Origin of the sequence: Trichocoleus sp. AS-A1 (assembly GCF_039962015.1) — a bacterium.
GTDB lineage: Bacteria > Cyanobacteriota > Cyanobacteriia > Cyanobacteriales > FACHB-T130 > FACHB-T130.
In genome coordinates this window covers 62033-88942 of sequence record NZ_JAMPKG010000022.1, presented here as the reverse complement: position 1 = coordinate 88942, position 26910 = coordinate 62033, and the positions used below count along the sequence as shown (strand labels likewise).

Annotated in this window: 22 protein-coding genes; 11 read left to right on the top strand and 11 right to left on the bottom strand. The window is 47.9% G+C overall.

Annotated elements, in window-relative coordinates; translation table 11 throughout:
- Positions 1–50: 50 nt before the first annotated feature.
- Together NC994_RS17565 and NC994_RS17560 are read right to left on the bottom strand one after the other, a co-directional pair.
- A complete protein-coding gene (locus NC994_RS17565; protein ID WP_190412034.1) occupies positions 51–704 on the bottom strand; it encodes a heterocyst differentiation related protein in 654 nt (217 codons plus the stop codon).
- Between the two features lie 456 nt (positions 705–1160).
- Entirely contained in the window at positions 1161–4763 is a 3603-nt protein-coding gene (locus NC994_RS17560) for a GAF domain-containing protein (protein WP_190438848.1), read from the bottom strand.
- Positions 4764–5291: 528 nt separating this feature from the next.
- Between NC994_RS17560 and NC994_RS17555 the strand changes: the two genes are divergently transcribed.
- The 6 genes from NC994_RS17555 (at position 5292) to NC994_RS17530 (ending at position 12920) form a co-directional block, all read left to right on the top strand.
- Complete coding sequence (locus NC994_RS17555) at positions 5292–5702, top strand: GFA family protein (protein ID WP_190438886.1); 411 nt, start codon at positions 5292–5294, stop codon at positions 5700–5702.
- A 1041-nt stretch (positions 5703–6743) separates the two neighbouring features.
- Positions 6744–9095, top strand: a complete 2352-nt coding sequence (locus tag NC994_RS17550; RefSeq protein ID WP_199299739.1) for a CHASE2 domain-containing serine/threonine-protein kinase — start codon at positions 6744–6746, stop codon at positions 9093–9095.
- 66 nt (positions 9096–9161) lie between these two features.
- On the top strand, positions 9162–9323 hold the full coding sequence (locus NC994_RS17545) for a hypothetical protein (protein ID WP_190438846.1): 162 nt from the start codon (positions 9162–9164) through the stop codon (positions 9321–9323).
- A gap of 19 nt (positions 9324–9342) precedes the next feature.
- Positions 9343–10464, top strand: a complete 1122-nt coding sequence (bchI, locus tag NC994_RS17540; RefSeq protein WP_190438880.1) for a magnesium chelatase ATPase subunit I — start codon at positions 9343–9345, stop codon at positions 10462–10464.
- Positions 10465–10633: 169 nt separating this feature from the next.
- Positions 10634–11416, top strand: coding sequence for an ABC transporter ATP-binding protein (locus NC994_RS17535; RefSeq protein WP_190438844.1), 783 nt, complete (start codon positions 10634–10636; stop codon positions 11414–11416).
- 88 nt (positions 11417–11504) lie between these two features.
- Positions 11505–12920, top strand: a complete 1416-nt coding sequence (locus NC994_RS17530; protein ID WP_190438836.1) for an MlaD family protein — start codon at positions 11505–11507, stop codon at positions 12918–12920.
- A 173-nt stretch (positions 12921–13093) separates the two neighbouring features.
- On the opposite strand, the gene NC994_RS17525 is transcribed toward NC994_RS17530, so the two are convergent.
- From NC994_RS17525 to rimI, 4 genes are all read right to left on the bottom strand, one after another.
- Entirely contained in the window at positions 13094–13390 is a 297-nt protein-coding gene (locus NC994_RS17525) for a DUF3288 family protein (protein ID WP_190412039.1), read from the bottom strand.
- Positions 13391–13404: 14 nt separating this feature from the next.
- Positions 13405–14211 (bottom strand): MOSC N-terminal beta barrel domain-containing protein, encoded by an 807-nt coding sequence (locus NC994_RS17520; RefSeq protein ID WP_190438833.1) that lies wholly within the window; start codon positions 14209–14211, stop codon positions 13405–13407.
- 341 nt (positions 14212–14552) lie between these two features.
- The gene (locus NC994_RS17515) at positions 14553–17033 is read right to left on the bottom strand and encodes an ATP-dependent Clp protease ATP-binding subunit (protein WP_190438830.1); all 2481 of its coding nucleotides are present in this window, start codon (positions 17031–17033) and stop codon (positions 14553–14555) included.
- Between the two features lie 274 nt (positions 17034–17307).
- Positions 17308–17958 (bottom strand): ribosomal protein S18-alanine N-acetyltransferase, encoded by a 651-nt coding sequence (gene rimI, locus NC994_RS17510; protein ID WP_190426405.1) that lies wholly within the window; start codon positions 17956–17958, stop codon positions 17308–17310.
- Between the two features lie 71 nt (positions 17959–18029).
- Between rimI and lysA the strand changes: the two genes are divergently transcribed.
- From lysA to NC994_RS17495, 3 genes are all read left to right on the top strand, one after another.
- Positions 18030–19496, top strand: a complete 1467-nt coding sequence (gene lysA / locus NC994_RS17505) for a diaminopimelate decarboxylase (RefSeq protein ID WP_190438827.1) — start codon at positions 18030–18032, stop codon at positions 19494–19496.
- A 518-nt stretch (positions 19497–20014) separates the two neighbouring features.
- Complete coding sequence (cdaA, locus tag NC994_RS17500) at positions 20015–20929, top strand: diadenylate cyclase CdaA (RefSeq protein ID WP_190412044.1); 915 nt, start codon at positions 20015–20017, stop codon at positions 20927–20929.
- Positions 20926–21675: an isoprenyl transferase gene (locus tag NC994_RS17495; protein ID WP_190438824.1), complete on the top strand. Its 750-nt coding sequence runs from the start codon at positions 20926–20928 to the stop codon at positions 21673–21675. The genes cdaA and NC994_RS17495 overlap by 4 nt, the downstream gene beginning before the upstream one ends.
- Before the next feature lie 97 nt (positions 21676–21772).
- On the opposite strand, the gene NC994_RS17490 is transcribed toward NC994_RS17495, so the two are convergent.
- Both NC994_RS17490 and NC994_RS17485 read right to left on the bottom strand, forming a co-directional pair.
- Complete coding sequence (locus NC994_RS17490) at positions 21773–22045, bottom strand: DUF3143 domain-containing protein (protein WP_190412046.1); 273 nt, start codon at positions 22043–22045, stop codon at positions 21773–21775.
- 38 nt (positions 22046–22083) lie between these two features.
- On the bottom strand, positions 22084–22695 hold the full coding sequence (locus tag NC994_RS17485) for a J domain-containing protein (RefSeq protein ID WP_190438821.1): 612 nt from the start codon (positions 22693–22695) through the stop codon (positions 22084–22086).
- 168 nt (positions 22696–22863) lie between these two features.
- Between NC994_RS17485 and NC994_RS17480 the strand changes: the two genes are divergently transcribed.
- Positions 22864–22995 (top strand): hypothetical protein, encoded by a 132-nt coding sequence (locus tag NC994_RS17480; protein ID WP_277879603.1) that lies wholly within the window; start codon positions 22864–22866, stop codon positions 22993–22995.
- A gap of 184 nt (positions 22996–23179) precedes the next feature.
- Here NC994_RS17480 and NC994_RS17475 read toward each other — a convergent pair whose 3' ends face one another.
- The 3 genes from NC994_RS17475 to NC994_RS17465 are packed head-to-tail and all read right to left on the bottom strand — an operon-like array spanning position 23180 to position 25707.
- Positions 23180–23422: a hypothetical protein gene (locus NC994_RS17475; protein WP_190438818.1), complete on the bottom strand. Its 243-nt coding sequence runs from the start codon at positions 23420–23422 to the stop codon at positions 23180–23182.
- A complete protein-coding gene (locus tag NC994_RS17470) occupies positions 23419–24834 on the bottom strand; it encodes an O-antigen ligase family protein (RefSeq protein ID WP_190438815.1) in 1416 nt (471 codons plus the stop codon). Before NC994_RS17470 ends, NC994_RS17475 begins: the two co-directional genes overlap by 4 nt.
- Before the next feature lie 30 nt (positions 24835–24864).
- Positions 24865–25707: a YaaW family protein gene (locus tag NC994_RS17465; protein ID WP_190424968.1), complete on the bottom strand. Its 843-nt coding sequence runs from the start codon at positions 25705–25707 to the stop codon at positions 24865–24867.
- Positions 25708–25787: 80 nt separating this feature from the next.
- Here NC994_RS17465 and NC994_RS17460 point away from each other — a divergent pair, with 80 nt between their 5' ends.
- Entirely contained in the window at positions 25788–26906 is a 1119-nt protein-coding gene (locus NC994_RS17460; RefSeq protein WP_190438812.1) for an FAD-dependent oxidoreductase, read from the top strand.
- Positions 26907–26910: the final 4 nt, after the last annotated feature.

The following is a 26910-nucleotide window of genomic DNA, read 5'->3' as shown; positions in this document are numbered from 1 at the left end:
GGCAATGACACAACATCCTGCTCGATAGCTGAGAAGCGGTCAACGTTTGTCTACCTGTCGTAGTCGATGGAGTCATTCCGCCTACCTTCTAGCTGCGGGGGCAGAAACTCAGAACGCCGTCTGTGAGATAAGGTTGGCGGAGGGGGCTGGATGGGGTGAATCACTTGTACTGTCCGGGGAGGACGCTGCTGTTGCGACAGCAACGCAAAGGCTGCTGCCAGCACAACCCCACTAATGACAGTGAGAACCATGCCTCCTACTGCCCAGAGGATGCCTGTCAGCATGGGATTTAGGGGCTGTTGCTCTTGAACAGGAGGCAAGGCTTGGGTTGGGTTGACCGGCGGAGGATAGACATTTGCTTTTGCCTGCGTAGTCAGAGCCTCAATCACCATTTGCTGATTCCGCAGCTGGGCTTTCACCTGCTCGGTTTCACTTTGTTGCTGTTCCAGCCGATCTTTTAGCCTTTGAGTTTCGCTCTGCTGCTGTAAGCAATAGGGAGTCGTATCCGGCGAGACACCAGCCGCAGTCGGAGGCGGAGGCGGCAGCTGCTGCATCGTGCCGTAGGGCTGTCCTGGCTGCGGTGGCGAGGGCAGGTAAGTCGGCAGGTTGGCTTGACTGGGATTCCCGCCAGTTCTAAGCAAGACGAAAGCTGCAATTCCGGCGAAGGCAGCCCCGGCCAGAAATGCTGTACTCTTTTCACTCATCGCTCTTGCTTTTCAACGGTAACTGAACCACAAATAGTCGCAACTGATGCACTCCGAGAATCATAACTTAACACCCTACTCAAATCGGGTTAACTTAGCAACTAAATTAGCAACTGAAGTAGATGGGATAGGAAGGGCGTTTGTTACGACCTCGTATATGCTCTTACATTCAAAACCACATCATGTCAGTTGTCCAGCTAAAAAAAAATTGTAGAGATTTAAGAAGCGACGAATTGACATCCGTACTTGATAGCGGTTCTCACTCTGGCGTGCAATACACTTGGAACTTCGCCCTCAACCCCTCGCTATTCACCCGGCGGGGATATGGAACCCCTTTCCGCGGACGGGATAGGGTTAAACCGTAGTGCATCAAAACCAAAATCGCTAGATTTGCCACACCGCAGGGATGAGATGCCTTCGTGTTTCCCTTGGGGTTGGGGAAGGCGTTGGGGAAAGTTAACTATAAGCAAAATTAATCGGTAGCTCTATGATAAAGCCGGTTTGACCCGATCCACTCTCAACCCAGATTTCGCCTCCTAAATGCTCTGTCAGTTTCTTCACCAGTGCCAGTCCCAAGCCAGTTCCGCCTTGCTTCCAGGGATCGGCATTGGGAACTCGGTAAAATTTATCAAAAATGCGGGTTAGCTCGCTCTGAGGAATTTCAGCCCCAGAATTTTTGACACTCAATTGAAGAGTTCCCGATTTCGCTTCGGCGGTAAGGACAATTTTTTCTCCTGGGGGAGTGTATTTACAAGCATTGTTGAGCAACTCTGCGAGGATGCGTTCCAGACTAGATGAATCGGAAACTAAACGAGGTAATTGAGAGGGGATGTCAACCTGCAAGATTTGTTGGCGGTTTTGGGCACGCTCTTGAAAAGGTTTTACAATTTGGGGCAACCAGAGATGAAGTTCGATGACGTCTAAATCCAAGGGTCGCGTCCCTGCCTCTAGGCGTTGTAAATCAAGCAAATCGTTGATTAAATCGGTTTCCCGTTTGCATTCCTTCTGCAATATCTGCAAGTAGAGACTGACTTTGCTGACCTCTGTAGGGGGTTTTGCTATTTTGGCATCCAAGACACCCTCGCGCTTGAGGGTGATTTCCAACATCTGAGCCGCCATTTTCATGTTGGATACAGGCGAACGTAATTCGTGAGAAACGGTGCTGAGGAATTCATCTTTGAGCCGATTGAGTTTTTCTAGTTCCTCTACTTGTGCCAGGGATGCTTGATAAAATCGGGCTTGACGGATTGCGATCGCGCATTGATTCGCTACTTGCTGCACTAGCCGGATCTCTAGTTTTTTGAAGGTATAGTCTGGGCGATGGAATAACCACAAATCCCCCAGCACTCCTTGATCGTCCAATATCGGGCAAGCCAACATCGCCACCTTACTCCGGACAAAGTCGGGACTGATTGAACAAGATTGGAAACATTTACCTTGTCGTAGAGGAGCGTAAATTTCCGGGAAGTCTGCCATTTGCATCACCTGTCCCTGCGAGGAAGGCATTGAGGTGGCGTACTCGTAGCAAATTGTGGCAGTTTCTTGCTCCAGGTTGTAGAGCGAAGCATGACAGCTGCCCATATTAAATGAAAGCGCTAACTCTCGAACGGCTACCTGTAAAATCTGGCTTTCGTCGAGACTATCGCGGACTTTGTCGGTGATGCGTTTTAGCACGGCTTCAAAGCCAAGCGCTTTTTGCAGTTGGGTTGTGCGTTGTTGCACTTGGCGTTCTAGATTGGCGTTCAGCTGCTGCACCTGCTTAAACAGGGTGGATTGCCCAATCGCGATCGCCAGTTGAGCCGCGAAGGCACAAACCAGGTCTACCTCTGAGTCTTGCCAGTAGCGAGGACGACCTTCCATCGATAGTGTTAAGATTCCCCAGAGGTTTCCTTGAAAGTGTATCGGTACCAACAACCAAGCACCCGGATAAGCCTCTGCTAGAGGCTTATTCCCCTCATCCTCGATAGTCTGAGTATCGTGAATGGAAACCACTTGTAACTGCTTGAGTTGCCTTCCCAACAAATTGTCTACATCTGGAAATTCCATACCCAGCCTGCTCGACAAACTGGAACCTTGATAGTAAAGTGCCACATTCAGCCAAACCTGCCGCTGCGGAAGATATTGCAGGATGGAAACGTGGTCGATGTGCAAAAGCTGACCAATTTCCGTTGTGGCTGTGGCAAAAATTACTTCTAATTCTAGAGAGCTACGAATTGCAGAAATAGACCGATTCAGTGCTTGCTCGCGCTGAGCTTGCTGTTGCATTTGGTTGTAGAGTTCGGCTTGCTGAATTGCGATCGCTACCTGGGTTGCCAGTGAACAAAGCAAATCAATTTCCAACTGTTGCCACTGTCGGGGTTGCGAACAATTATGGGCAATTAGCAGTCCCCACAATTCCTCTCCTTGGAGAATCGGGACTATCAAGCTGGCTCTAACTTGAAGCCGATGTAGTAAATCGATGTGACACTGACTCAACTCGGCTGTATAAATATCTTCTATAGTTTTAGTGCGACCCTGTTGGTACTGGACATAGACTTGTTCAAAGCAAGGATCGTGGATTGTTGTTCCCAGGATCGGAGTCCAACCGTTGGCGACAGACTCCACTACCACGACTCCACTCCAGTCCGGCTGAAAGCGGAAAACGATCACTCGATCGGAGGCGAGAAATTGCCGGACTTCAGACACCGTCGTGTTGAGAATCTCGTCTAAATTTAAAGACTGACGGATGCGTTCTAGCATCGCCCTCAGCAGTCGTTCCCGCTCGGTTTGCTGTCTTAGTGACTCTTCCGCGGCTTTGCGATCGCTAATATCGCGCACAATGACTAAAACTTCATCTTCCCCACTGACAACTAGCCGCGCCTCGTAATCGTGCAAATAGCCATTTTTGGGAAGCTGATACTCGAAGATTTGGATTTCGTTCGTAGAAAGTGCTTGCTCCACATGGTATTTGGCTTTCTCAGCGACTTCTATAGGCAAAACCTCGTCTATCTTTTTACCTAAGAATTCCTGAGCAGGTAACAACGTATCAAAATCTCTTGCCGTTTTGACGTCCAAATAAGTGCTATCTTTGCTAATTCGGAAGATTAAATCTGGGATGGCACTTATAAGAGCGCGATTTTTTGCTTCGCTTTTGCTTAGTGCCTCTTCTGCCTGTTTGCGCTCGGTAATGTCAGTCTGAATCCCCACAAAACCAATTAGATTCCCTTGTGGACTCCCGATTGGGGAAAGATAGAGTTCGTTCCAGAAAAGGGTGCCATCTTTGCGATAGTTGCGTAAGGTGACATGGCATTCTTTAGCTTCCCTAATCGCCATTCGTAGCTCATCGAGTGCTGGCTGAGCAGTGTCAGCGCCCTGCAAGAAGCGGCAGTTGTGCCCTATGATTTCCTCAGCAGAGTAGCCTGTTAAACGCTCAAAACTTGGATTGATATAAATAATTGGATTATCTGGTTGATTAGAGTCGGTAAGGACAATGCCATTGCAGCAATCACGAAGAACCTGCTCCAGTAAATGTAGGCGTTCCTGTGCCCGTTTGCGCTCAGTTATGTCATCGCAAACCAGGAGGACAACTCTATCCGTATTCGTTCTTTGTACAATGTTAGCGGTAACATTTACCCAGAAAATGCTGCCGTCTTTGCAACAGGCGCGCAATTCCCAACTAGTAACCAAAGCGTTTGACTCGATCCCTGAACTCAACTCAAATGCTTCTTGAATTGGTTGTTGCAAAAACTGAGCAAACTCAGCTTTTAACTTTTCTCGCTCGTCAGGAGCAAAAGTGCTGAAAATTGTTTTTCCAACCAACTCTTGGACGCTATAACCAAGACGAGCCACTCCAAACTGATTAACCCCAACAACGACTCCTTCTGAATCCAAAGTAAAGTGAATACAGGGAGTCTTGTTGTACAGTGTTCGGTATGCTTCTAGTTCAGCTCTCGTGTTCCGCAGTTCTTCCTCAAGTTGGGGACGTTCTACATCTGCACCTGCAATAGTTTGTTGTAACTCTCCAGAAGCACCTTCACCTTGTAAATAGTCATGCCCAATTGGCTGGTGATTTGCGTCCATTTTGTAATCTCTTACCCCTTTTTTTTCATAGAGATAGAGGGACTAAATTTTTTATCTTTGTTTATCAAAAAACTAATTTAATGGACTAAATAGCAAGTTGTTTGATGGGTTTGAATGCCTCAGTTATGGCTATGTAATGTTAAATGCTATACCAACTCAATCGTTCGCTTTCTAAAAAGGCTATGTCTATCATAGATATTTGAGCCAGCAATTATAATAACTCATTGCAGCTCGATAAAAAACATTACCTCCTGAGAAAACCTAAGTAATGGCTCTTTTACGTTAGAATTTCCTAACTGATTTTAAAATTGGTTTTTGTTTATACTAAACAATATTTACTTTTTATCTCATAAAGAAATATATATTTATGTTTAATTTATTATAGTTGTAGAGCGGTCATAAAAGTAGCGAACCACGCTTTTCTCTACACTTTAACCATTATTTGCGAGAGAAGTGCTAGAAAATAGCCATTAACAATAGACTAGGAACTGGAAATCAACCAAACTCTGCTAACCGTGAATGACTAATATGAGCGCACAAACAGAAGAACCAATTCCCTACGAAGGCGGCTGTCACTGTGGCGCAGTCCGCTTTCGGGTAATCGTTGACGAACATAAGGCAGATGACTGCAACTGTTCCATCTGTAGGAAGAAGGGATTTTTACATCTAATTGTGCCATCCGAACGTTTTACCTTGCTAAGCGGTGCAGACTTATTGATAACATACACCTTCAACACGGGTGTTGCTAAGCACACCTTCTGCCGTATTTGTGGGATTCACCCTTTTTATCGTCCCCGTTCCCATCCCGAATCTATTGATGTCAACGTGCGTTGTCTGGATGGGGATGTGGTGTCTCGCTTTCGCATTGTGCCTTTTGATGGGGTTAATTGGGAACAAAACGTACACCTAATTCGCTCTGAAGCATTGGACACGGATTAATAAATCCTCTCACCCAGCTTATCTATGATTGTAGGGTGGTTTGAGGTCATGTAGACGGAGTCTTTAAGAGAGAGTGACCCAACAAAAACTAAGGGAGGTGTTGGGTTCTGCCTTTGTGCGAAACCCAGCCGGAAACTCTTAAGTGAGTGGCATTCAATTTAAGTAGCTACAACTCTGCGAAAAAAAGCATCTTGCCCTATTGACTACCATTTCTCGCAGTCTTCCCCAAACTATTGGGGAGAAAGCCAGCTTTGCGCTGAAATCAAGAGAATTGAGGAGTGTGAATTTTATCCGCCTGCATGAGGACAAAATAGGTAGGATTATTTTTATAAAATACGCTTATACTTCCAAGGAAATTATTTTTAATTGTTAATTTTGTTTCAATATTGGCTGAATTATTAAATTGAAACTGTAAAAAGCTTAGCCGTCAACAAAGCCAGAAGAGAGTATAGATTAACATCTAATAAAAAATCCGAATTCAGGAGCAGACAAAAATTCTCATTATTCCTAGCAATGCGACCGATTTTAGCTTAAAAATCCTTCTTTTAGAGGAAAAATTAGAAGCAATGAGTCTATTTTTCTACTGTCTACTACCAACTTTGCCGTTTCTCCCCTCGCACGCTCAATTGCTAAAGAATCTGCCAACACCGAAACTAGCGATGAATGTACCTCAAGCGAAAGAACACGCAAAATAACCACTTAAGAAAGTTACCACCAAGACTTAAGTATGGTAAAGAAGGACTAGAGTGACAAAAGACTAAAGGAAAATAACCGATCGATCGAAACGGCAGAGCGATACTCACAGTCAGTTACGAACACTAGAATGCAAATAGGGACAGGAGGCATTTATTTCTAAAAGCCATGCAGGCTTGAAGTGGCAAAAGCAGGCTGTTATCGGACAGCAGGGCTAGGGTAACGCAAGCAAATTTGTACGCTGTAAGTATTCCCATACGTCGTAGCGATCGCTTGTTAAGATCGGTAAGTTTTAACGATTCCAACCTTTTAATTAAGCTTTTTACTTTCTAACCTGACAACGTTCCTGTGATAGATCGGCTTTCAAAGGGGAATTTCCATACAGTGCGATCGCACCTAAGACGCACTGCTGCCTTAATCTTGGGACAACCAGCACTTGTGGTCAGTGTGGTGGTCTCCCTCTTAGTGCTGGGAGTCCGGCAACAAGGTCTGCTGGAGACGCTGGAACTAGGTGCTTATGACCAGATGATGCGGTTACGACCAGCCGAAGAGCCAGATCCCCGGATCTTGGTGGTCGCTGTCACCGAAGCAGACATCCAAACCTACAAGCAATATCCCCTGTCTGACGAACGAATGCATCAGATGCTGGCAAAACTGCTGGCAAACGAGCCGCGTACTGTCGGGCTAGATATTTATCGCGATTTGCCAGTAGAACCAGGTCATGCGGCATTCTCCAAGCTGATGAGTAGCGATCGCCGCATCGTTCCGGTGTGTGCCGTCAAAGAGTCGGAAGGTCCTGGCACTCCACCACCACCCAATATTGCTGATGACCAGGCTGGCTTTGCCGATATCGGGAGGACTGATTCTGATGGCGTTATCCGTCGGGGTTTGTTATTTGTCTCTCCCTCCGCTCACAAGCCTTGTCCTAACCCGAACTCCTTTAGCTTCCAACTGGTTCAACGTTACTTGGAAAAAGAAGGAATCGTTGCTTCAGACACCCCACCTCTCCGTTGGAACAACACTGTCTTCAAACCTCTGGAGCCTAATGATGGAGGATATCAAGGTCTGGATGCACGGGGGTACCAAATCCTCATCAATTACCGCTCTGCCAACCGTCCTTTTAACCAGGTAACGATGAGTCAAGTCCTCAACGGTCAGTTTGACCCTAGCTGGGTAAAAGACCGCATCGTTCTCATCGGGGTTACTGCTTCCAGTATTGATGACGCCTTCTATACTCCCTACAGTGGCGCACAGAAGGGAAATCGGAAAATGCCTGGAGTTGTCACTCATGCCCATCTGGTAAGCCAGATGCTCAGTGCTGTTCTGGATGGGCGTCGTTTATTTTGGTTCTGGTCGGATTGGGGAGAAGCTTTGTGGGTATTGGGTTGGTCTGTAACTGGCGGGTTGATGGCTTTGCGGCTGCGGCATCCAGGGCACTTGTTACTGGGACAGGGAGCCGCGCTGGGTGTCCTGTTTGGGTCGTGTTGGGTGCTGTTTACCCAGGCGGGATGGGTGCCAGTGGTTCCCTCTGCGATCGCGTTGGTGGGTACAGCTGCCGGTGTCGTGGCTTATAGCTCTCACCAAGCCGAACAAAATCAGAAAAAAATCGCGCTTCTGGTTCAGGAACAGCAATTCAACCTGGCGCAGATGCAAGCACTTCTCCAACAGAAGAATCAGGAACCACAGACTGAGGAAGAAGCAGAGGTAGCAACTGCGATCGCGCCATCTCCCCTATCAGTTCTGCCTAATCGCGACGATTATGATGATGATGAGACTCAGCCGTGGCAGCCTAGCTTAGATGTAATTACAGAACCTGAGCGACTGGAGCGCCAGCGATTATTAGATTCCTCTCCCGTAAAGTACGGCGACTCCCTGCGACCGTCTCTATTGATGGGACGCTACAAGATTCTTCGACCTCTGGCTTCGGGCGGGTTTGGTCATACGTATTTAGCCGAAGATACCATGCGACCGGGTAAGCCCCAGTGTGCGGTTAAGCATTTAATGCCTGCGCTTCGGGATGAGAAATTCTTGAAATTGGCAAAACGGCTATTTTTTACAGAAGCCGCCATTCTGGAGAGCTTGGGGCACCATTCTCAGATTCCGCAGTTACTTGCCTATTTTGAAGAAAACGAAGAATTCTATTTAATTGAAGAATTTATTAAAGGTCATCCGCTCACCGATGAACTATTGATAGATAAGCGCCTACCGGAAGCGCAAGTGGTGGAAATCCTGTGCGGGGTTCTGGAAATTCTGGTATTTATCCATGAAAACCAAGTCATCCACCGGGATATTAAGCCGAGTAATATTATTCGCCGAGAAAAAGACGGTCGCTTAGTTTTAATTGACTTTGGTGCCGTGAAACAGATTCAGCCCCAAGAAGAAAGCGAACAGGAAAACCGCACCATTGCTATCGGCACCCGTGGTTATACTCCGGCTGAGCAATACGACGGACACCCTAGGTTCAGCAGTGATATCTACGCCTTGGGCATGATTGGGGTGGAGGCAGTGACGGGGATACCGCCTAGTAAGCTGGAAACTGACCGGAACACCGGCAACATTAATTGGCGCGAATTTGCCTCAGTGCGAGACGAATTTGCCGAGATTTTGGATAAGATGGTGCGCTTCCACTTTGTGACTCGTTACCAGTCAGCTACAGAGGTGCTACAGGAGTTGAAACGGCTTCCTAGCGCTGCCGCGTAAACATCATCCGCTCATCAGGCGGTAGTCAGGATGTGGGTGCTACAGGTGCAGGGGGATTGACATCGTTTGGAAAATGTTTTAGATGAAGATTTGCCTAAAAAATGCGATCGCTTCAGAAAAATTGAACCCATGCCGTTTAGCAAAATTCTGAATTCACTCATCTTCAATGGATTCGGAATTTTCGGTTCGGATGAAGCGAAAAGTGGCACAATGAAAGGCGGTGAATAATAAGATGGGTAACAATTCTGTGAGTCCGACAGCCTCAGCGTCCCCTACGGCACGCCGTGTCGTTTTTCCTTTCACTGCTATCGTGGGTCAGGAAGAGATGAAACTGGCCTTGCTGCTGAATGTGATTGACCCCTACATTGGCGGCGTGATGATTATGGGCGATCGCGGAACGGGCAAATCCACCACGATCCGGGCTTTGGCTGACCTGTTGCCAGAAATCGAAGTCGTTGCCGATGACCCGTTTAATAGTCATCCAAGAGACCCCGATTTGATGAGCGACAGCGTGCGCGATCGCTTGGCGAAACAGGAAGAAATTCCCGTCGCCCACAAAAAAGTGACGATGGTTGACCTGCCGCTCGGTGCGACAGAAGACCGCGTCTGCGGCACTATCGACATTGAAAAAGCTTTATCCCAAGGAGTCAGAGCTTTTGAACCCGGACTCCTCGCGAAAGCCAACCGGGGCATTCTCTATGTAGATGAAGTCAACCTACTTGACGACCACCTAGTCGATGTGCTGCTCGACTCAGCGGCAAGCGGCTGGAACACCGTCGAACGGGAAGGAATTTCCATCCGTCACCCGGCGAGATTTGTTCTAGTCGGTTCCGGCAACCCGGAAGAAGGCGAACTGCGACCTCAACTGCTCGACCGCTTTGGAATGCACGCAGAAATTCGCACGGTGAAGGAACCAGCGCTGCGAGTGGAAATTGTAGAGCAACGGGCTGAGTTTGACCAAAATCCCCCGAAGTTTCTGGAAAAATATCTTCCGCAGCAACAAGCATTGCAACAAAAGCTCGTCAGCGCTCAAGAACGCCTGTCCTCGGTGACGATGGACTATGACTTGCGGGTGAAAATCTCCGAAGTTTGTTCGGAGTTGGATGTAGACGGCTTACGGGGCGATATGGTTACGAACCGAGCCGCTCGCGCGATCGCTGCCCTAGAAGGACGCACGGAAGTCACCGTAGACGATATCCACCGCATTATCACCCTGTGTCTGCGTCACCGGCTCCGCAAAGACCCCTTGGAGTCGATTGATTCCGGCTATAAGGTAGAAAAAGTGTTTGGTCGCGTCTTTGGACTGGAAGCGCCCTCAGCAGAAACCAACGCAGCTACAGCGAATGGAGTTCGTCAGGGTGTTCGGTAATCAGGACTGAGAGTGTGTTGAGTGTTGAGTGATTAGAGAGTTTTTCGATTCAACGCCCATAAATTAAAATTAAAATTTTTAATTTATGAGCGTTGAATTTTGAGTTATAAAAGAGTTCTTTAATTCAAAACTCAAAACTCAAAACTTTTTACCAATCCCCAATCTTTCTATGGCAGAGCCACTCATCGAACTGAAGGGAATTTCTAAATCCTTTGGCAACAATGTCATCTTAGATGGGGTCGATCTGACAATTTATCGGGACGATGCGCTGGCAATTATTGGCCCCTCTGGGACTGGTAAATCGACGATTTTGCGGATTATTGCGGGACTTTTGGCTCCTGATTTTGGTGAAGTTTATATCCTGGGAAAGCGACGTCGCGGCTTAATTGAAGATGCCGAAGATCCCCTTGGAATTGGGATGGTGTTCCAACAAGCGGCTTTATTCGATTCGCTGACGGTGGAAGAAAATGTCGGCTTTCTGCTGTTTCAGCGTTCTAAACTGTCGCGTCGGCGGATACGAGAATTGGTGGAGGAAAAGCTAGAGATGGTTGGGTTGCCAGGGGTTAGCGATCGCTACCCCTCGCAATTATCGGGTGGAATGCGAAAGCGGGTGAGCTTCGCCCGTGCGATTATGTCCAATCCAGACCATCCCCAAGACAACCCAGAAGTTTTACTCTATGATGAGCCTACTGCTGGTCTTGACCCCATTGCTTCCACAGTGATTGAAGATTTAGTTCGTCAGTTGCAGCAAATACCAGACAGTTGTAGCAGTTATGTCATGGTGACGCACCAAGAAAGCACCATTCGCCGCACTGCTGACCGAGTGATATTTCTCTATCAGGGACAGGTACAGTGGGAAGGTGCCGTCAGCGAGATTGATACCACCCAAAATCCTATCGTTCAACAATTTTTTAGTGGAAGTGTAACCGGCCCAATTCACGTCATCGGCTAGAATCAATTAAAAATTAAAAATTAAAAAAGGCAGAATTTTTAATGTAAGCATTTTTAATTCTTAATTGTTAATGGTATGAGGAGAACAGATGCGATCGCGAACGGTTCGAGAAGGCTCCGTCGGTTTGTTAATCCTGCTGTCCCTTTTCTTGTTTGGGGGTCTGATTTTGTGGATACGCGGGCTGAACCCCGGTAGCCGTAGCTACACGGTCGTGGCAGAATTTGTCAATGCTGGCGGGATGCAAGCTGGCGCACCCGTCCGCTATCGCGGCGTCAATGTTGGGAAAATTACCGCCATCAACCCAGGCTCGAATGGCGTCGATGTGGTGATGGAAATTGCACCGGCTGACTTACTGATTCCGCGTGATGTCGTCGTTGAAGCCAATCAATCCGGTCTGCTCAGCGAAACTTCGATTGACATTACTCCCCTGAAGCCCTTCCAGCCAGACGCGAAGGTAGCGAATCCGCTCGATCCGCAATGCCAGTCTAGCCTGATTGTTTGTGACGAGGATCGTCTGCAAGGTCAAATTGGGGTCAGTTTTGATGAACTGCTTCGCAGCACTACCCGCATCGCCAATCTCTACAGCGACCCCGCATTCTTTGCCAACCTCAACTCAGTTGCTAAAAATACCAGCGTCGCCGCCGTTGGGGTATCTCAACTTACCCGCGAACTCACGGGTTTGAGTCGCTCAGTGCAACAAGAAATTAAAAACTTCTCAGTCGCAGCCAATTCAGTGACGAGTGCTGCCAATCAAACCAGCAATCAAGTTGCTTTGGCAGCCAATCAGATTTCTAGGACCGCGAATCAATATAGCGGGACTGCCACCCAGGTAAATCGGCTCGTCGATAATATGAATAGTCTGGTCGTAGGCAACCGCTCGACTCTCGTCAGTACCTTGAACAACTTTAGCCAAGCCAGCGAACAGCTGCGCCTGAGTGCAAGTAACCTAACAGGGCAAGTCAACCAGTTTGGAGGTGGACAACTACGGCGTAACTTAGAACTCGTGTCTGCAAATGCGGCGCAGGCGTCCATCAATGCAGCGCAAGCATCTGCTAACTTTCGCGATCTTTCCACCGCTCTTAACAGTCCAACGAATTTGGTTGTATTGCAACAAACTTTAGACTCAGCGCGGATGACGTTTGAAAATGCTCAGAAAATTACATCTGACCTGGATGATTTGACAGGAGATGAAGCTTTCCGTAACAATTTGCGAAATTTGGTGAATGGACTCAGCAATTTGGTGTCTTCGACAGAAGACCTACAGCAGCAAGTTCAAGTGGCTGAGGTTCTAGAACCCGGATTGCCAGCAGTCAATCCGGGAACCGGGATCGGAACGCAGCAGAATAATTCTTTGCTCCCTCTTGCATCGCCTTCTTTGACACCCATCGCCCAAAAGAAGCAGTTAAAGTCTGTACAGCGCGAACCAATCGGAAAGGCGTTACCTTCCGCTTACTGGGAGGAAGAATCTATTCAGCCACTAGCTGACTCTGAAGATAAGAATTAGCAAGCCTCAGTTCCATGCTCTTTGCTAGAAGAAGAGAAGCTTTCAATGATTCCCCCGTCCTTACAAGGCAATGCATCACCTACACCTGTTGGAATTATGTAGGGCTGAAGCATTCGCGCAAAAACATTTGGGTTTTAAAGATACTGTATCCAAACGAGATTTGCTCTAGCACGCTAATTCCAATCTTCTTCATCTTGCCGCTTGCTGCGACTTTTATAGACAATACTTGTGGCATGAATCTGACGAGTTTTTTCAAAGAGTGCATCTTCTGTCAAGTTCCACTGGCGGAGAATCATATCCAGGTCTTGTTGAATCTCCCGTGCCCCTGGAAAGCCACGATAGCGAATGCGTAGACGGGCGAGTTCCGCCAGATTGAAATCATTCATTTCCCCGGTTAAGAGGCTGTTAACGAGTTGGCGATCGCGTCCTTGGAGGGGATGCTGTTGATCTTTGTTTCCTGTCTCTGCCATATAATCTCTAATTTTTAGTTTTTAAGTGTTTGAATTTCTACTTCGTCTCCCACCTGTAAAATATTACCGGCTTCCGATTCAGGGATGCGCGTGTTTACCGAGAGTCGGTAAAAGTGATTGAATCGGGATGAATCTACCCAACTGGGCAAAGTTTCTTTCCGCGCTTGCACAAATAATTTTTGAAAATTAGGGTAAACCTCGCCCATTAGAGAGTCTCGTGTCGGCACCACACAACGCTGACAGGGATTGACCCCATTTATCTGCACATCTCGCACCAGAAACGGCACCACATCCTCTTCCGCCCCAAACAGCCGATCTTCCCAAAATGCCGGGACGCCCCCAATTTCCAGATTTGCCCGCAGGCGTCGCCGCAATTCATCCCCCGTCAGGGGAGGGAACCAGGAGGCAACTGTCTCCAGCGTGGCGGTACTGATGACTGTTGGCCCGGAAGCATTGGTATCATCTGGAAAGCCAGAGACTAAGTTCTGGCAGAGTTTTACGGGAAAGTCGAAATAGTCGCTCAACCAAGCTTCTAGTTCAGTCCGTTCCCGATCGATGTGAAAAATGTGGGTTTGTTCTGTTCCTTGGACTTCTAAGCAAACACGAGTAATCTTCTCAGTATCCGTATCAATGTCAAAAGAAGTCCGCAGTAAGTGAACTTTCGGATTGCGCTTGGCATTCACGAATTGACCTTGAGCGTCACAGATAGCAAACTCTCGGTCATACTGTAATGCACCACTTTTAAGGATGGTTGCTTTAGTAACGGAAACACCATCTAGAGATTTGATTGGATAAACCAGAATGCGGGCAAGGTAAGACACGGTAATCAATTACAAATTAAAAATGCTTGTTTTAAAAATGGACAACTCTTTTTCAATAGAATTTTTGCTTTCATTAGATATTCCGAAAGCTTACCCTATCTTTCGGCGGGGAACGGGAAGCCGCTTCGCTTCTACATCTGAGTTCATGTGTGTTTGAAAATTAAAAGTTCGGTATTTTTGCAAGAAGCTTATTGTTGATTTTTCAGCTTTCTTGAAATTAGGCAATACTCTAATCAAACGCCCGCTACATACAAAAACGGTAGAGAAACTATTGCTTCTCTACCGTATAACACTAAAAATTAAAAATGAATCATGACAAATTCATTTTTAATTTTTAATCTTTAACTTTCAGCCGCTTGGGGAAGTAATTCTCGCTTCTGACCTTGCAGCACTTTCACTTCCTTCGTGGTTTCATCGACATCCACAATTGCCGTGTCTCCATCTGAGACGCGACCGCTGAGGATTTCTTCCGCCAAGCTATCCTCTAACAGGCGCATGATGGCGCGACGCAGCGGACGGGCACCATAGCTGGGGTTGTATCCTTCTTCCACCAGACGATCCTTGAAGCGTTCCGTGACTTCTAAAATAATTCCCTGTTCGCTCAACCGTCCGATCACCTCTTTGAGCATGATGTCGGCGATTTCCTTCACCTCGTCCTTCGTCAATTGGCGGAAGACGATGATCTCGTCGAGACGGTTCAAGAACTCTGGGCGGAAGTATTGCTTCAGTTCTTCGTTCACCAGCGACCGAATGCGGGTGTATTGTGCCTCTGCTTCGTTCTCTTGGGTATCGAAGAAGCCAAGCCCCGTTCCACCTTTTTCAATCACCTTAGAACCGATGTTGGAGGTAAGAATCAACAGCGTGTTCTTGAAGTCTACCGTGCGTCCCTTGGCATCGGTCAGGCGACCGTCTTCCAAGATTTGCAGCAGCATATTGAATACATCCGGGTGGGCTTTTTCGATTTCGTCGAATAGCACCACGGTGTAAGGACGACGACGCACTGCTTCGGTGAGCTGACCGCCTTCGTTGTAACCGACATACCCTGGAGGCGAACCAATCAGTTTGGAAACCGTGTGGCGCTCCATGTATTCAGACATATCTAAGCGAATCATCGCTTCTTCCGAACCGAAGAAGTAAGTAGCCAAAGACTTTGCGAGTTCCGTCTTACCTACGCCAGTCGGCCCAGAGAAGACAAAGCTGGCAATCGGTCGGTTGGGGTTCTTTAAGCCGACCCGTGCCCGACGAATGGCTCTGGAAACTGCTTTGACGGCTTCTTCTTGACCGATCAACCGATTGTGCAGTGTGTCTTCCATGTGCAGCAGCTTCTCGGATTCGGATTCGGTGAGCTTGTTCACCGGCACTCCAGTCCAAGAGGCGACAATGTGGGCAATGTCTTCCTCGGTAACGACGGGGGAAACATCATCGCGTTTGTCGGATTCGGTCTTTTTGCTTTGAGCGATCGCGCGAATTTCGGCTTTGATTTCCATTTCGCGATCGCGCAGTTCTCCTGCCCGGTCGAAGTCTTGACTCCGGACTGCATCATCCTTATCCTTGAGAACCTGACGCAGTTCTTTATCCAATTCTTTCGCTGCGGGGGGCAACTGAGAGTTGAGCAGGCGCACGCGGCTTCCGGCTTCATCAATCAGGTCAATCGCTTTATCCGGCAAGTAGCGGTCGGAAATGTAACGATCTGAAAGCTTGGCAGCAGCTTCTACGGCTGTATCGGAGATTTTCAGTTTGTGGTGTTGCTCGTAGCGTTCGCGCAACCCGTACAAAATCTCAATCGTTTCGGCAACCGTCGGCTCACCGACCATCACCGGCTGGAATCTACGCTCTAGGGCGGCATCCCGTTCGATGTGCTTGCGGTACTCATCTAGCGTGGTTGCGCCGATGCACTGCAATTCTCCTCTCGCCAAGGCGGGTTTCAGGATATTTGCCGCATCGATGGCACCCTCTGCGGCACCTGCACCAATCAGGGTGTGAACTTCGTCGATTACCAGGATGACATTTCCGGCGCTGCGGATTTCATCCATAATTTTCTTCAGGCGCTCTTCAAATTCACCCCGGTATTTGGTACCTGCTACCAGCAAGCCAATATCCAGCGTGACTACGCGCTTTTCTTCCAGGATGTCGGGTACATCGTTGTTCGCGATGCGACTCGCCAACCCTTCCGCGATCGCGGTCTTACCAACTCCGGGTTCCCCAATCAGCACTGGGTTGTTCTTCGTGCGGCGTCCCAGGATTTGAATGACCCGTTCGATTTCTTTCGCCCGACCGACGACTGGATCGAGTTTGCCTTCTGATGCCATCTGGGTCAGGTTAGAGCCAAACTCATCTAATGTCGGGGTCTTGGTGCGCCCGCTACTTTGCCCCGCAGAGACTTCTGCCGTCTCTCCCAGCATTCTAATCACTTGCGTCCGCACTTTCGTGAGGTCAACCCCTAGGTTTTCCAACACTCTGGCAGCAACCCCTTCTCCTTCTCGGATCAGACCCAGTAGCAGGTGTTCCGTCCCGATGTAGTTATGCCCTAGCTGGCGAGCTTCTTCTAGAGATAACTCCAGAACGCGCTTGGCTCTGGGGGTGAACGGAATTTCTACCGCCACAAAGCCAGAACCGCGACCGATAATTTTTTCCACCTCAATCCGAGCATCCTTGAGGTTGACGCCCATAGATTTCAGGACTTTGGCGGCGACGCCGGTTCCTTCTCCAATTAGACCCAGGAGGATCTGCTCCGTACCGACGAAGTTGTGTCCCAGGCGACGAGCTTCTTCCTGGGCCAGCATGATTACCTTAATGGCTTTTTCTGTGAAGCGTTCAAACATGGCGGATTTAGTTTTCCCCTGCTGCGTGCCTGTAATGGTGATTCTAGCATAGGGTTTTTATCCGGCTGTCACATTGAAGATAGATGAAATCTATCCCGCAAGATTTTTCTGACTTTGTTAGTAGACCCTAGTGATCGCTAGTCTCTCGCTACTATCTAAAGTTAGAAAATTGACGGGGCAAAAAAGTGAGTAAATTGACACATTGGCAAAAAACGCCAGTTGAACCACCATGTCCCCTACAACCTTATAACCGAACCTTATAACCGTCAACCTTCTATCCTTTAACTTCATCGGCTTCCAAGAACTGCCGATGAGAGTAACGGAAGCGATCGCCAATTGAGGAATGCCAGTCGCTTAAGGTTTGCGGAAATTCGGGTGCTTGAAGACCGCTACGCCACAAAATCAAAGCATCTTCGCCCGTATCTTTGTAATAGCGCCGACGCCTACCAACTTCCTGAAACCCAAATTTCTCGTAGAGAGACTGGGCAGGTCGATTCGATGCTCTCACCTCCAGTGTTGCCCACTCCAACCGGCGCTTCCAGGCTTTTTTGAGCAAGGCATAAAGCAGTGCCTGCCCCAAGCCCTGACCCCGATAGTTGGGATGCACTCCCAAAATCGTAATGTGTGCCTCCTCTAAAATTGCCCAGAGACATCCGATGCCCACGAGCGATCGCTCTAGAGGCGGATCTCCTTCCGGACTCAATGCAGTCGGGGCGGCGTTTTCCCCCACGTACTGAGTGGATTGACCGATTACCTCTCGTTCCTTGCCGCTAAATTCTTCTATAACTAGCAAGTCACTATTGGGACTTGCTAACTCTCGCTTGTAACCGTCTAGAGTCCAGAGTTGACCAAAACACAGTTGGTCTAGTTCCACTACCGCCAAGAGCTGCTCTGCTGTCAGCGGCTGAAGTTGCAAAAAATTCACAGTTTTCAATTGTAGACTGAAAAACAAGACGCATTCACGCCTGTTAAGCATCCAAGGACAACTATTAGATCATGTTATCGACTCAACCAGTCGGGGTTCAAAATTCTGGACGGCAATATTTACCGCTTACCCCTACAACCCGTACAGACGCAAATCATCACGTCAGTGTAGATCGTTCACCCAATCAGGAACTTTTGCCCTTGACATCTGGGGTTAACAGCCGCGACTGCCTGGAAATTGGTGGTTGTGACGTCACGAAACTCGTGCAGCAATTTGGTTCGCCCCTTTATATTTTGGACGAAGAAACGCTGCGGACAGCTTGTCGTCAATATCGGGATGGTTTAAGCCGCTATTATGGCGGTGAATCTCAGGTACTGTATGCTTCTAAAGCCTGGAGTTGTCTAGCCGTTTGCGCGATCGCTGCGAGTGAAGGCTTGGGGATCGATGTCGTCTCTGGCGGCGAACTCTACACGGCGCTGCAAGCTGGCGTCAGTCCCGACAAAATTTATTTTCACGGCAATAACAAATCCCGTGAAGAACTGACTCTAGCGGTTGAAACCGGCTGCACGGTTGTAGTGGACAACTGGTTAGAGCTACGCACCCTCGCGGCTTTGGAATCGGGACAAGCGCCTAAGGAATCAGAGGTTAACCCCTCTAATCATCCAAAATCTAAAATCCGGATCATGCTGCGGTTCACCCCTGGCATTGAATGTCACACTCACGAATACATCCGCACCGGACACCTCGATAGCAAATTTGGCTTCGATCCTAACCAATTAGAGGAAGTCTTTGCTTTTATCAGCCAGCAGTCAACTTTAGATTGTATCGGGTTGCACGCCCATATCGGTTCCCAAATCTTTGAGCGCCAACCCCATCACGATCTCGCAGGGGTTTTGGTGGAGTGGTTTAAAAAAGCAGCCACCAATGGATTGCCCGTCAAAGAGTTAAATGTCGGGGGTGGCTTAGGAATTCGTTACACCGAATCAGACGATCCTCCCAGTATTGACGAGTGGGTAAAAACTGTCAGCGATGCCATTACCGCAGCCTGCCAATCCCAACAAATCCCCTTACCTAAATTATTGTGCGAACCAGGGCGATCGCTCATTGGGACTGCCTGCGTCACCGCCTACACCGTAGGCTCATCAAAGGTCGTTCCAGACATCCGCACCTACCTATCCGTTGATGGCGGAATGTCTGACAATCCCCGTCCCATCACCTACCAATCCCTGTATCGAGCCGTTGTTGCCAACCGGATGTCGGCACCCTTGACAGAAACTGTCACCCTTGCCGGTAAACACTGCGAATCTGGAGACATTCTGATCAAAGAAGCATCGCTACCGAAAACTGAGCCGGGAGATATTCTCGTCGTCATGGGCACAGGTGCCTACAATTACAGCATGGCTTCTAATTACAATCGCCTGTCTCGTCCAGCAGCGGTTTTAGTAGGTCGAGGAGAAGCTAATCTGATTTTGCAGAGGGAAACCTACCAGGATGTAATTCGGCAGGATCGTCTCCCTGAGCGATTAGTAGTTAGTTAGATTGGGAATTTTTTGCACCAATGCGGTCAACTAAAATCCCTGCCGCTTAGTCTCTTCTTAATCAAAGGAGGGAGGCTTTTCTCCCCTTTCGTCAAGGAGAGGGCAGGGGAATACATATACATAGCCCTCATGTCAAAGAGCATGAGGGCTGTGTAGGGGCGCACAGCTCACGCAAACGCTCTTACCATGTGTGTTGAACGCAATGGAAAACAGCTATATAGTCGATTGATGCAAGATGTCAGTCATCGGAAAATCCTACGACTCACTACCTAATTCGCTAGTACCCAAGGGGGCGCTTCAGCTAAAATCGAGCTTTAAGGGAAAAAGAAAGTAAAAAATAGAAACAGTAATTAGCTATTAACTGTTTAGCTGGGACGTAACCACAGGTACACTAGATTTAGACTCTAAACTGTTAATTCAAGCCAATAGCTAACTGCTCTCCTTGCTTTTTACATTCTTGCCTTCTGCCTTTAAACTCGCCCGTATCCAGCAAACTTCAGCAAATCTGATAAGGTTCAATGAATTTGGGTCCCGGTCAAGACCCTCCCGGAACTTCGACCTTGTTGCTTCAAAGCATTGATATTGTTTTAGTTCTCATCCTCACGTATCTGGTGCTACTCTTTATCGGGGAGCGTCGCACATTGTGGATGGTACGGGGTTTGATTGTCTTAATGCTAGCCTCAGCCGTGAGTAATCGCCTGGGGCTGGTACTGTTGAGTTTTGTCCTGGAAAAGTTGGTAGTTGGCTCGGCTGTGGCGATGGCTGTCATTTTCCAGTCAGAATTTCGTCGGTTTCTGGAACAATTGGGCAGGGGAGAACTGATGCAGTTGCTGCAACCCTCCCGACGAGCGATTCCCAAGGCAGATAGTGTTATTGATGAAATTGTGGATGCGGTCAAAGAATTGTCCCAAAACCGCACGGGTGCTTTGATCGTACTGGAAACGACCGGGCCAATTGATGAGCGGGATTTTTCCGTTCAAGGCGTCAAATTAAATGCTGAGGTTTCTAAGGAAATCCTACAAACTATCTTTCAAACATCTACGCTCCTGCACGACGGCGCAATATTCATTAGTGGCTCCCGCATTGTTGCCGCTGGGGTGATTTTGCCCCTTTCTGAGCGGACGGCATCGCGGCAACTGGGGACGCGGCACCGGGCAGCAATGGGAATTACGGAGCGGGTCGAAAATTGCCTATGTATCGTTGTATCTGAAGAAACCGGCTCTATTTCTTTAGCGGAGAGGGGGGGACTGAATCGCCCCCTAACCAGCAGTAAACTGAAAGAACTCTTAGAGACGCGATTCTCCACGTCAAGCGAAGAGAGGGCCGTCGCCCCCGGTCTACGCAGTTTGGGACGTCAGATTAGCGATCGGGGAAAGGCACTGGTTTCGCGTTTGCTTCGTCTTCCACCACCGGGTTCTCGTGACAAGAAATGACTTCAAAATCAACTGTCTTACAAAATTTGCCTGCTGACCTCGATCGAGACCGCCTGCCCAAACATGTGGCAGTAATCATGGATGGAAATGGTCGATGGGCCAAACGCCAAGGGCTACCTCGAATTATGGGCCATCGGCGGGGGGTCTATGCGCTGAAGGATTTACTTCGCTGCTGTAAGGATTGGGGAATTCCAGCGCTGACTGCTTATGCGTTTTCTACGGAAAATTGGAAACGACCGCTGGAAGAGGTTGATTTTTTAATGACCTTGTTTGAGGGGGTTTTGCGGCAGGAACTTCGGGAAATGGTGCAGGAGAATGTGCGAATCAACTTTATGGGAAATTTAGCCGATTTACCGCGAAGTCTCCAGGTAGAAATTGAGCGGTCAATGGCTGAAACTCAGCACAATGCCAGCATTCAGTTTACTGTGGCAACTAATTATGGGGGACGCCAGGAAATTCTGCAAGCTTGTCGAGCGATCGCGACTCAGGTGCAGGAAGGTGTTTTACAGCCTAATGAAATTGATGAAGCTTTGTTTTCACGCCACCTCTATACTGCCAAAGTTGGCGATCCCGACCTGCTGATTCGCACCAGCGGGGAAATGCGCCTCTCGAACTTCCTGCTGTGGCAATTAGCTTATGCGGAACTCTATATCACAGAGACGCTGTGGCCTGATTTTGACCGGGCGGAGTTTCACCAGGCTTTGTGTGCCTATCAACAGCGCGATCGCCGTTTCGGCAAAGTCTGAAGATTGGCAAAGTTGAATAAATTTGTAGAGACGCGATATATCGCGTCTCTATTTTCAGTGATTTCTTGACTTCAAAACTCAAAACTCAAAACTTTTTCTAAGGACCTGCAAAAACAGCGTCTTCTACATCTTGGCGAGTCAGAGAATATTTGAAGGAGCGCAGGATATCTCGTCCGCCTTCACCCGCTTCTAGATAGCGCACGGTTAGCTCCTCCACATCTAGAGACAGCTCTGCTTTCCAAAAAGGTCTAGCAATGTGCCAACAGTGCAGCTGAGTTCGGTCTTGTTGACATCCCATCTTTTTGAGCCACTGTTCAATATCAGGTAAGGGATGGTTATAGAGGGGCGTATCAGCAGTGGGAAGAGTCATAAGTCGTTTTAAGTTGGCTAGGGGCGGATTTTCCCAAATTATCTGTCATCCGGCAAGTAGATTGAATCAACTCGCTTGTTTTGAGGGATGAGTGGGGCAAGGCGCGACCCAGATGCCACAGGTTTAGATAGATGATGAGGATGAACAGGAAGATGAGGAGTCGCCTGCTGCTCGACTGGTTGCAGGGTTTCTAGCCTGGAAACTTGGAAGGCGGCTTCTCCTCGCGTTAAGCCAATGGCGATCGCTAACAATAGGCAACCCACAAAGGTTAAACCCATAATGAATAGGACAAAAATCTCTCCTGGAGAGAGGGGGCGATCGGTTGGATCTAAATAGGCTGAGGAAGAATATGCCTTTTTTGCTTGGGAAACCGAAGAATTCAAGTTTGGCGGTGCTTGAATTACGCTAATGCGGGAATAGCCAATTTTTAGGTCATAAGCCAGTCGCCGTTGTGGATTGCTGAGAGTGGAATAGGCTTCGTTTAGCTGCTGGAACTTAGCCGTTGCTATGTTAGCAGGCAATTCTGTGGTATCAGGATGGTAGGATTTGCTTAATTCTCGATATGCCCGCCGGATTTCGATTGGCGACGCCGAAGGATGCAGCCCTAGCAAAGCGTAATGACTGGTCGCTAAGGTTGTTTGATACGGCATCCTGCGACCTTGACTATTCAGATTTTCCCTGTTTTGAGTCACCGCAGCTTCACTCTGCTTGGTTAAGAGTGGTTTTCAATTATTCTAAGCGATCGCATAGGACGCCCCACATTATCTCGTCACATCAAATACTTGCCGTTGCGGGGTATACAAGGAGATTGGGAAAGAATGCGATCGCCCTTCTCCTGTGCTGCGGTAGGTGCTAATCAGTGTTTAACTAATCAGTGTTTAAATGGTTGCTATTTATCCGATGAAGGACGCGCAGGGCATCCACAAGATGGTCGCCCCAATGAACAATAAAATGGAACTTCCAATGCCAGATTGCATAGTTAACGTGACCTCGCTCGAAGGCAACAAAACCTTCTTTGAGATATCGATATATATCCCTTAAATCGTCCCTTAAATCGCCTACAATAACCTCATTTTACTCTAATATATTAAAAACTTCCCAATAACAATTGTATTGACCCAGCTTGCTTTGAATTCATTGATAAATTTTAGTTACACCTTCGGTAATTTTAAAACTATCTATCATTTCTTGTTCCTCAGTAATAATATTAACCAACTTCATAACTGCTGTGTAATTTTTTGCAAGTGTTTTAGATATTTGCCTAATAAACCGATGTGTCTCTATAGCTTCTTGTTGCTCAATCAAGGTGCAAATTTCTGTTCCAATTTCGACAAAGTTAATAATTATTTCTTGCCTGGTAATATAGTTATAATTCACAATCGTGATTCCTCTATAAAATTAGTAGCGATCGCTCTCTTTTGATAAACTGCTCCGCAAATGGCTGCTAATAGCAACCATCCCAAGGTATTCACCCGTAAATCAAATATACTTACATCTACTACATTAAATAATGTACAGGCACCAAAAGCGACTAAATAACTGAAAAGAATTAACCTATTTTGTGGAGACGAGATTAGTCCCATCTCTGCCAATAGTAGGGCAGCTTGAATCATCACCCAGCCAACTAAACCGCAGAAGAAAATGGTTGCGGGGATGCCAGTTTCAGCCGTTAGCATTAACAGCAAGCTGTGAGGATGTCCCAGCCAGACTTTCATCTGTGCCTCGTAAAGTGGCGTAAAATTCCTTAAACCCCAGCCAGTCCAGGGACGTTGCTGAGTCATCGACCAAGCAAACTGCCACTGAGTTGTCCGTAACAACGCCACGGGTCGATCTGGATACATTTGGTCGGTGAGTCGCGCCCAAAAGTAATAGGGGACAATCGTGCGAAGCCATTCGCGCACAGGTGAAGGGCCAAAAGCTGCCCAGAGGATGCTAGTAGCGATCGCCCCCACTCCGGCGATTAGCCAACGCCAACCTTGGTAGAAGGCAAAGGCAAGGCAGCTAAGAACGACAATCGCCCAAGCATTGCGGGAATTCGTCAAAATCAGTGCAGCAGCATTTCCAATTACCGCTACACTCAGAAACCCAATTCGCCAGGTAAACGGAAAGGGAAAAATATATTTTGTTTTAGCTTTTGCTTCCGCCCTTTGTTCTAGCGTGGCGGTGCGTAAGCGGCAAGATTGGGGCGATCGCTTTTTGCTTTCTTCAATCCACAATCCCAGTGCCAAAATAAACACAATTTGCAGATAGGCTGCCAAAATATTGGCGTACATAAATACCGAAGCCATCCGCCCGATGGGATTGCCTTTGGGTTGTAGCGCCCACCCTACGATACCTTGCAATAGCGCTGGGCTAGCCCAACCCAAGAATATCTGTCCGAAGCCGAGAATGACCACGGGTACGGAAGGTAGCACCAACATCCAAGCTAACCGTCGCAGTTGTGCTGGTGTCTGAATAAGTTCGCTATAGGCAGCAAAAAAGATGAAAAAGGGGAAGAAATTAAACAACCCCAGTAAGGCTTCTAAAGGAAAAGGGGCGAAGCTAGCTGAAATAATTACCCAGGTGCAAAAAATAGCAAATCCGCGATTGAGAGGGCGTCGGATAATTGTGGGATATTTTTTTCTCCAGGTGCCGACTAATCCGATAAATATTCCAATAGCACCCAGAATAGGAATCAAGGGAAAAAACAGAAACCCCAGTTGAGCATAGTGCCAAGATGCTTGCAAGCTGGGGTCGGGATGCCGACTTAAAAATGGGAAATTAAAAATTAAAAACGGGGATTTCTTCATTTTTAATTTTTAACTTTTGACTTTTAACTCCTAAGCAGGTTCCCAGCATTCGGCACGAGTTAGGCGAATTTGCGCTAAGGCAACGATGATAGGGATAATCCGACCGTAATTAGTCGCGATCGCTCTCCAGCCCAGATCGGCAAAAAACCACGCCCACATCGCGGGTCCCACTAATGCAAATACACTGCGGATGGCACCATAACGGGCGGCACTCATTGCCATCCCACGCTTCGCTGTTTGTAGCACCATATAATTTTGGAACTGTGCAGCAGCCGCAGCACTGCCTTGGATGACAGTTTCTTTGGCGACTTGATAGCTAGCAAAATGAATTGCAAACTGACGGGCAAGTTGTTGTAGTAACAGCGGCTGGACAATGGAACTAACGGCAAGGGCACTACCCCCCTTAACGAGTAAAGCCATCGGGTCGTGCTGTAACTGCACTGGCAGGGGTTCGGAGAGTTGAGACTTCGCTAGCGATCGCTGTACTCTGGCGGTTAACGCTTTCTGTTCGTGTCGTGGCATTTGTTTCCATGCCCGACCCATCAGGTTGAGAAATACTTCTGCTTCTAAATCAGTCGTTGAAAGTTTTGCAGAATAGGGAATTTTCAGATATCGACAAACTTGGATCAAAATTTGTCGATAAGTGACTTCACCCGTGCGTCCTCGCAAAACTGTCACTCCATCCGCCGCTAAAAAGCGAAATCTCTGCTCGATCGCATCCAACCAATCTTCGTGATCTTGGCTTTGAATGTCGATCGGGTCAGGTGTCTGAACGTAATCTAAGGGGTTAAATTTGCGGCGAAATAGAATATCTGTCAGTTGCTGTAACTCTTCTTCTGTGGCTAATTCCAGCGCGGCTCTCAGCTCGTCCAACTTCAATTCCTCCCAGACCCCAGATTCGGTGCTGTCCCTTATTCTACTTCTATATACTTGAAGACTGAGGGTTATCCGTAGTGTTTGATGTCGCCGTAATTGGTGCGGGTATCGCGGGACTGACCGTTGCTCAACAATTGCACCAAGCTGGATATAAAGTGGTCGTCGTTGACAAATCTCGTGGCGTTGGGGGAAGGGTGGCAACGCGCCGATTGCAGGGCACTTGTGCCGATCATGGCTTGCGTTATTTAGAACCCCAAGGGCAGTTAACTGAGAAGTTTATTGATGTTTTGCGGGTGAAGCAAAGCGATTTTGAAGGAAATTGGGGGATTGTTCAAGCCTGGACGAATCCTGTTTGCGGGGAACCCACAAAGCCGAATTCATCCTCGATCCGTCCCCGTTATGTGGCACCAATGGGGATGAATGCGATCGCTAAATTCCTTGCCACAGGTTTAGAAATGCGTCTGAATCAACGGGTTCAAGAAATTACCCCAACTGATGAGAAAACTTGGCATTTCACTTTTGAGCCGAAAGCCGACCCATTAATTGCTAAAGCTGTTGTCGTGGCAATTCCAGCGCCTCAAGCTTTGATGCTACTGGAACCCTTAGCCAAAACCATACCAACTCAATTTCTAGATAGTTTACGCGCTGTGGAGTTTGACCCCTGTCTCAGTGTAATGGCGGGTTATCCAGCTTCTCGACAGCAAGATTTAAGTAATGCAGAGACGGTAAATTTCCCGTTACACCTAGATGTTACACACGACTCTGACTTAGCGTGGATTGGTTTAGACAGCAGCAAACGCCCCAATCCCCAGATACCAGTCTTTGTTTTGCACAGCACCGCTGAATTTGCCAAACATTACCTAGACGCCGAAGATTTAAACCCAGTTGCACGCCAGATGTTATCCCGTGCTGCACAGTTACTTGTTCCGTGGCTAGATTCTCCCGAATGGTTTCAAATCCATCGCTGGCGCTATGCTTTTCCCAGTCGTCCTTTGCATCAAGATTGCCTGGACGCTGGGACACCGTTGCCCCTAATTTGTTGTGGCGATTGGTGTGAGGGAAACTTGGTAGAAGGGGCGATGAATTCTGGATTAGCTGCTGCTATCAAGATTAATCAACAGATGGAAATGCGAAGCTTGCCGGGAGAAAGTTTTTTAGAAACCCTCCAGCAAATATCCGGTAGGAGCGATCGCTAAGGAG

Excerpts from the sequence above, each read along its gene's own strand:
- NC994_RS17565 (WP_190412034.1), bottom strand. The coding sequence starts at position 704 with ATGAGTGAAAAGAGTACAGCATTTCTGGCCGGGGCTGCCTTCGCCGGA.
- NC994_RS17560 (WP_190438848.1), bottom strand. The coding sequence starts at position 4,763 with ATGGACGCAAATCACCAGCCAATTGGGCATGACTATTTACAAGGTGAA.
- NC994_RS17555 (WP_190438886.1), top strand. The coding sequence starts at position 5,292 with ATGAGCGCACAAACAGAAGAACCAATTCCCTACGAAGGCGGCTGTCAC.
- NC994_RS17535 (WP_190438844.1), top strand. The coding sequence starts at position 10,634 with ATGGCAGAGCCACTCATCGAACTGAAGGGAATTTCTAAATCCTTTGGC.
- NC994_RS17530 (WP_190438836.1), top strand. The coding sequence starts at position 11,505 with ATGCGATCGCGAACGGTTCGAGAAGGCTCCGTCGGTTTGTTAATCCTG.
- NC994_RS17525 (WP_190412039.1), bottom strand. The coding sequence starts at position 13,390 with ATGGCAGAGACAGGAAACAAAGATCAACAGCATCCCCTCCAAGGACGC.
- NC994_RS17515 (WP_190438830.1), bottom strand. The coding sequence starts at position 17,033 with ATGTTTGAACGCTTCACAGAAAAAGCCATTAAGGTAATCATGCTGGCC.
- lysA (WP_190438827.1), top strand. The coding sequence starts at position 18,030 with ATGTTATCGACTCAACCAGTCGGGGTTCAAAATTCTGGACGGCAATAT.
- cdaA (WP_190412044.1), top strand. The coding sequence starts at position 20,015 with ATGAATTTGGGTCCCGGTCAAGACCCTCCCGGAACTTCGACCTTGTTG.
- NC994_RS17495 (WP_190438824.1), top strand. The coding sequence starts at position 20,926 with ATGACTTCAAAATCAACTGTCTTACAAAATTTGCCTGCTGACCTCGAT.
- NC994_RS17490 (WP_190412046.1), bottom strand. The coding sequence starts at position 22,045 with ATGACTCTTCCCACTGCTGATACGCCCCTCTATAACCATCCCTTACCT.
- NC994_RS17485 (WP_190438821.1), bottom strand. The coding sequence starts at position 22,695 with ATGCCGTATCAAACAACCTTAGCGACCAGTCATTACGCTTTGCTAGGG.
- NC994_RS17480 (WP_277879603.1), top strand. The coding sequence starts at position 22,864 with ATGCGATCGCCCTTCTCCTGTGCTGCGGTAGGTGCTAATCAGTGTTTA.
- NC994_RS17470 (WP_190438815.1), bottom strand. The coding sequence starts at position 24,834 with ATGAAGAAATCCCCGTTTTTAATTTTTAATTTCCCATTTTTAAGTCGG.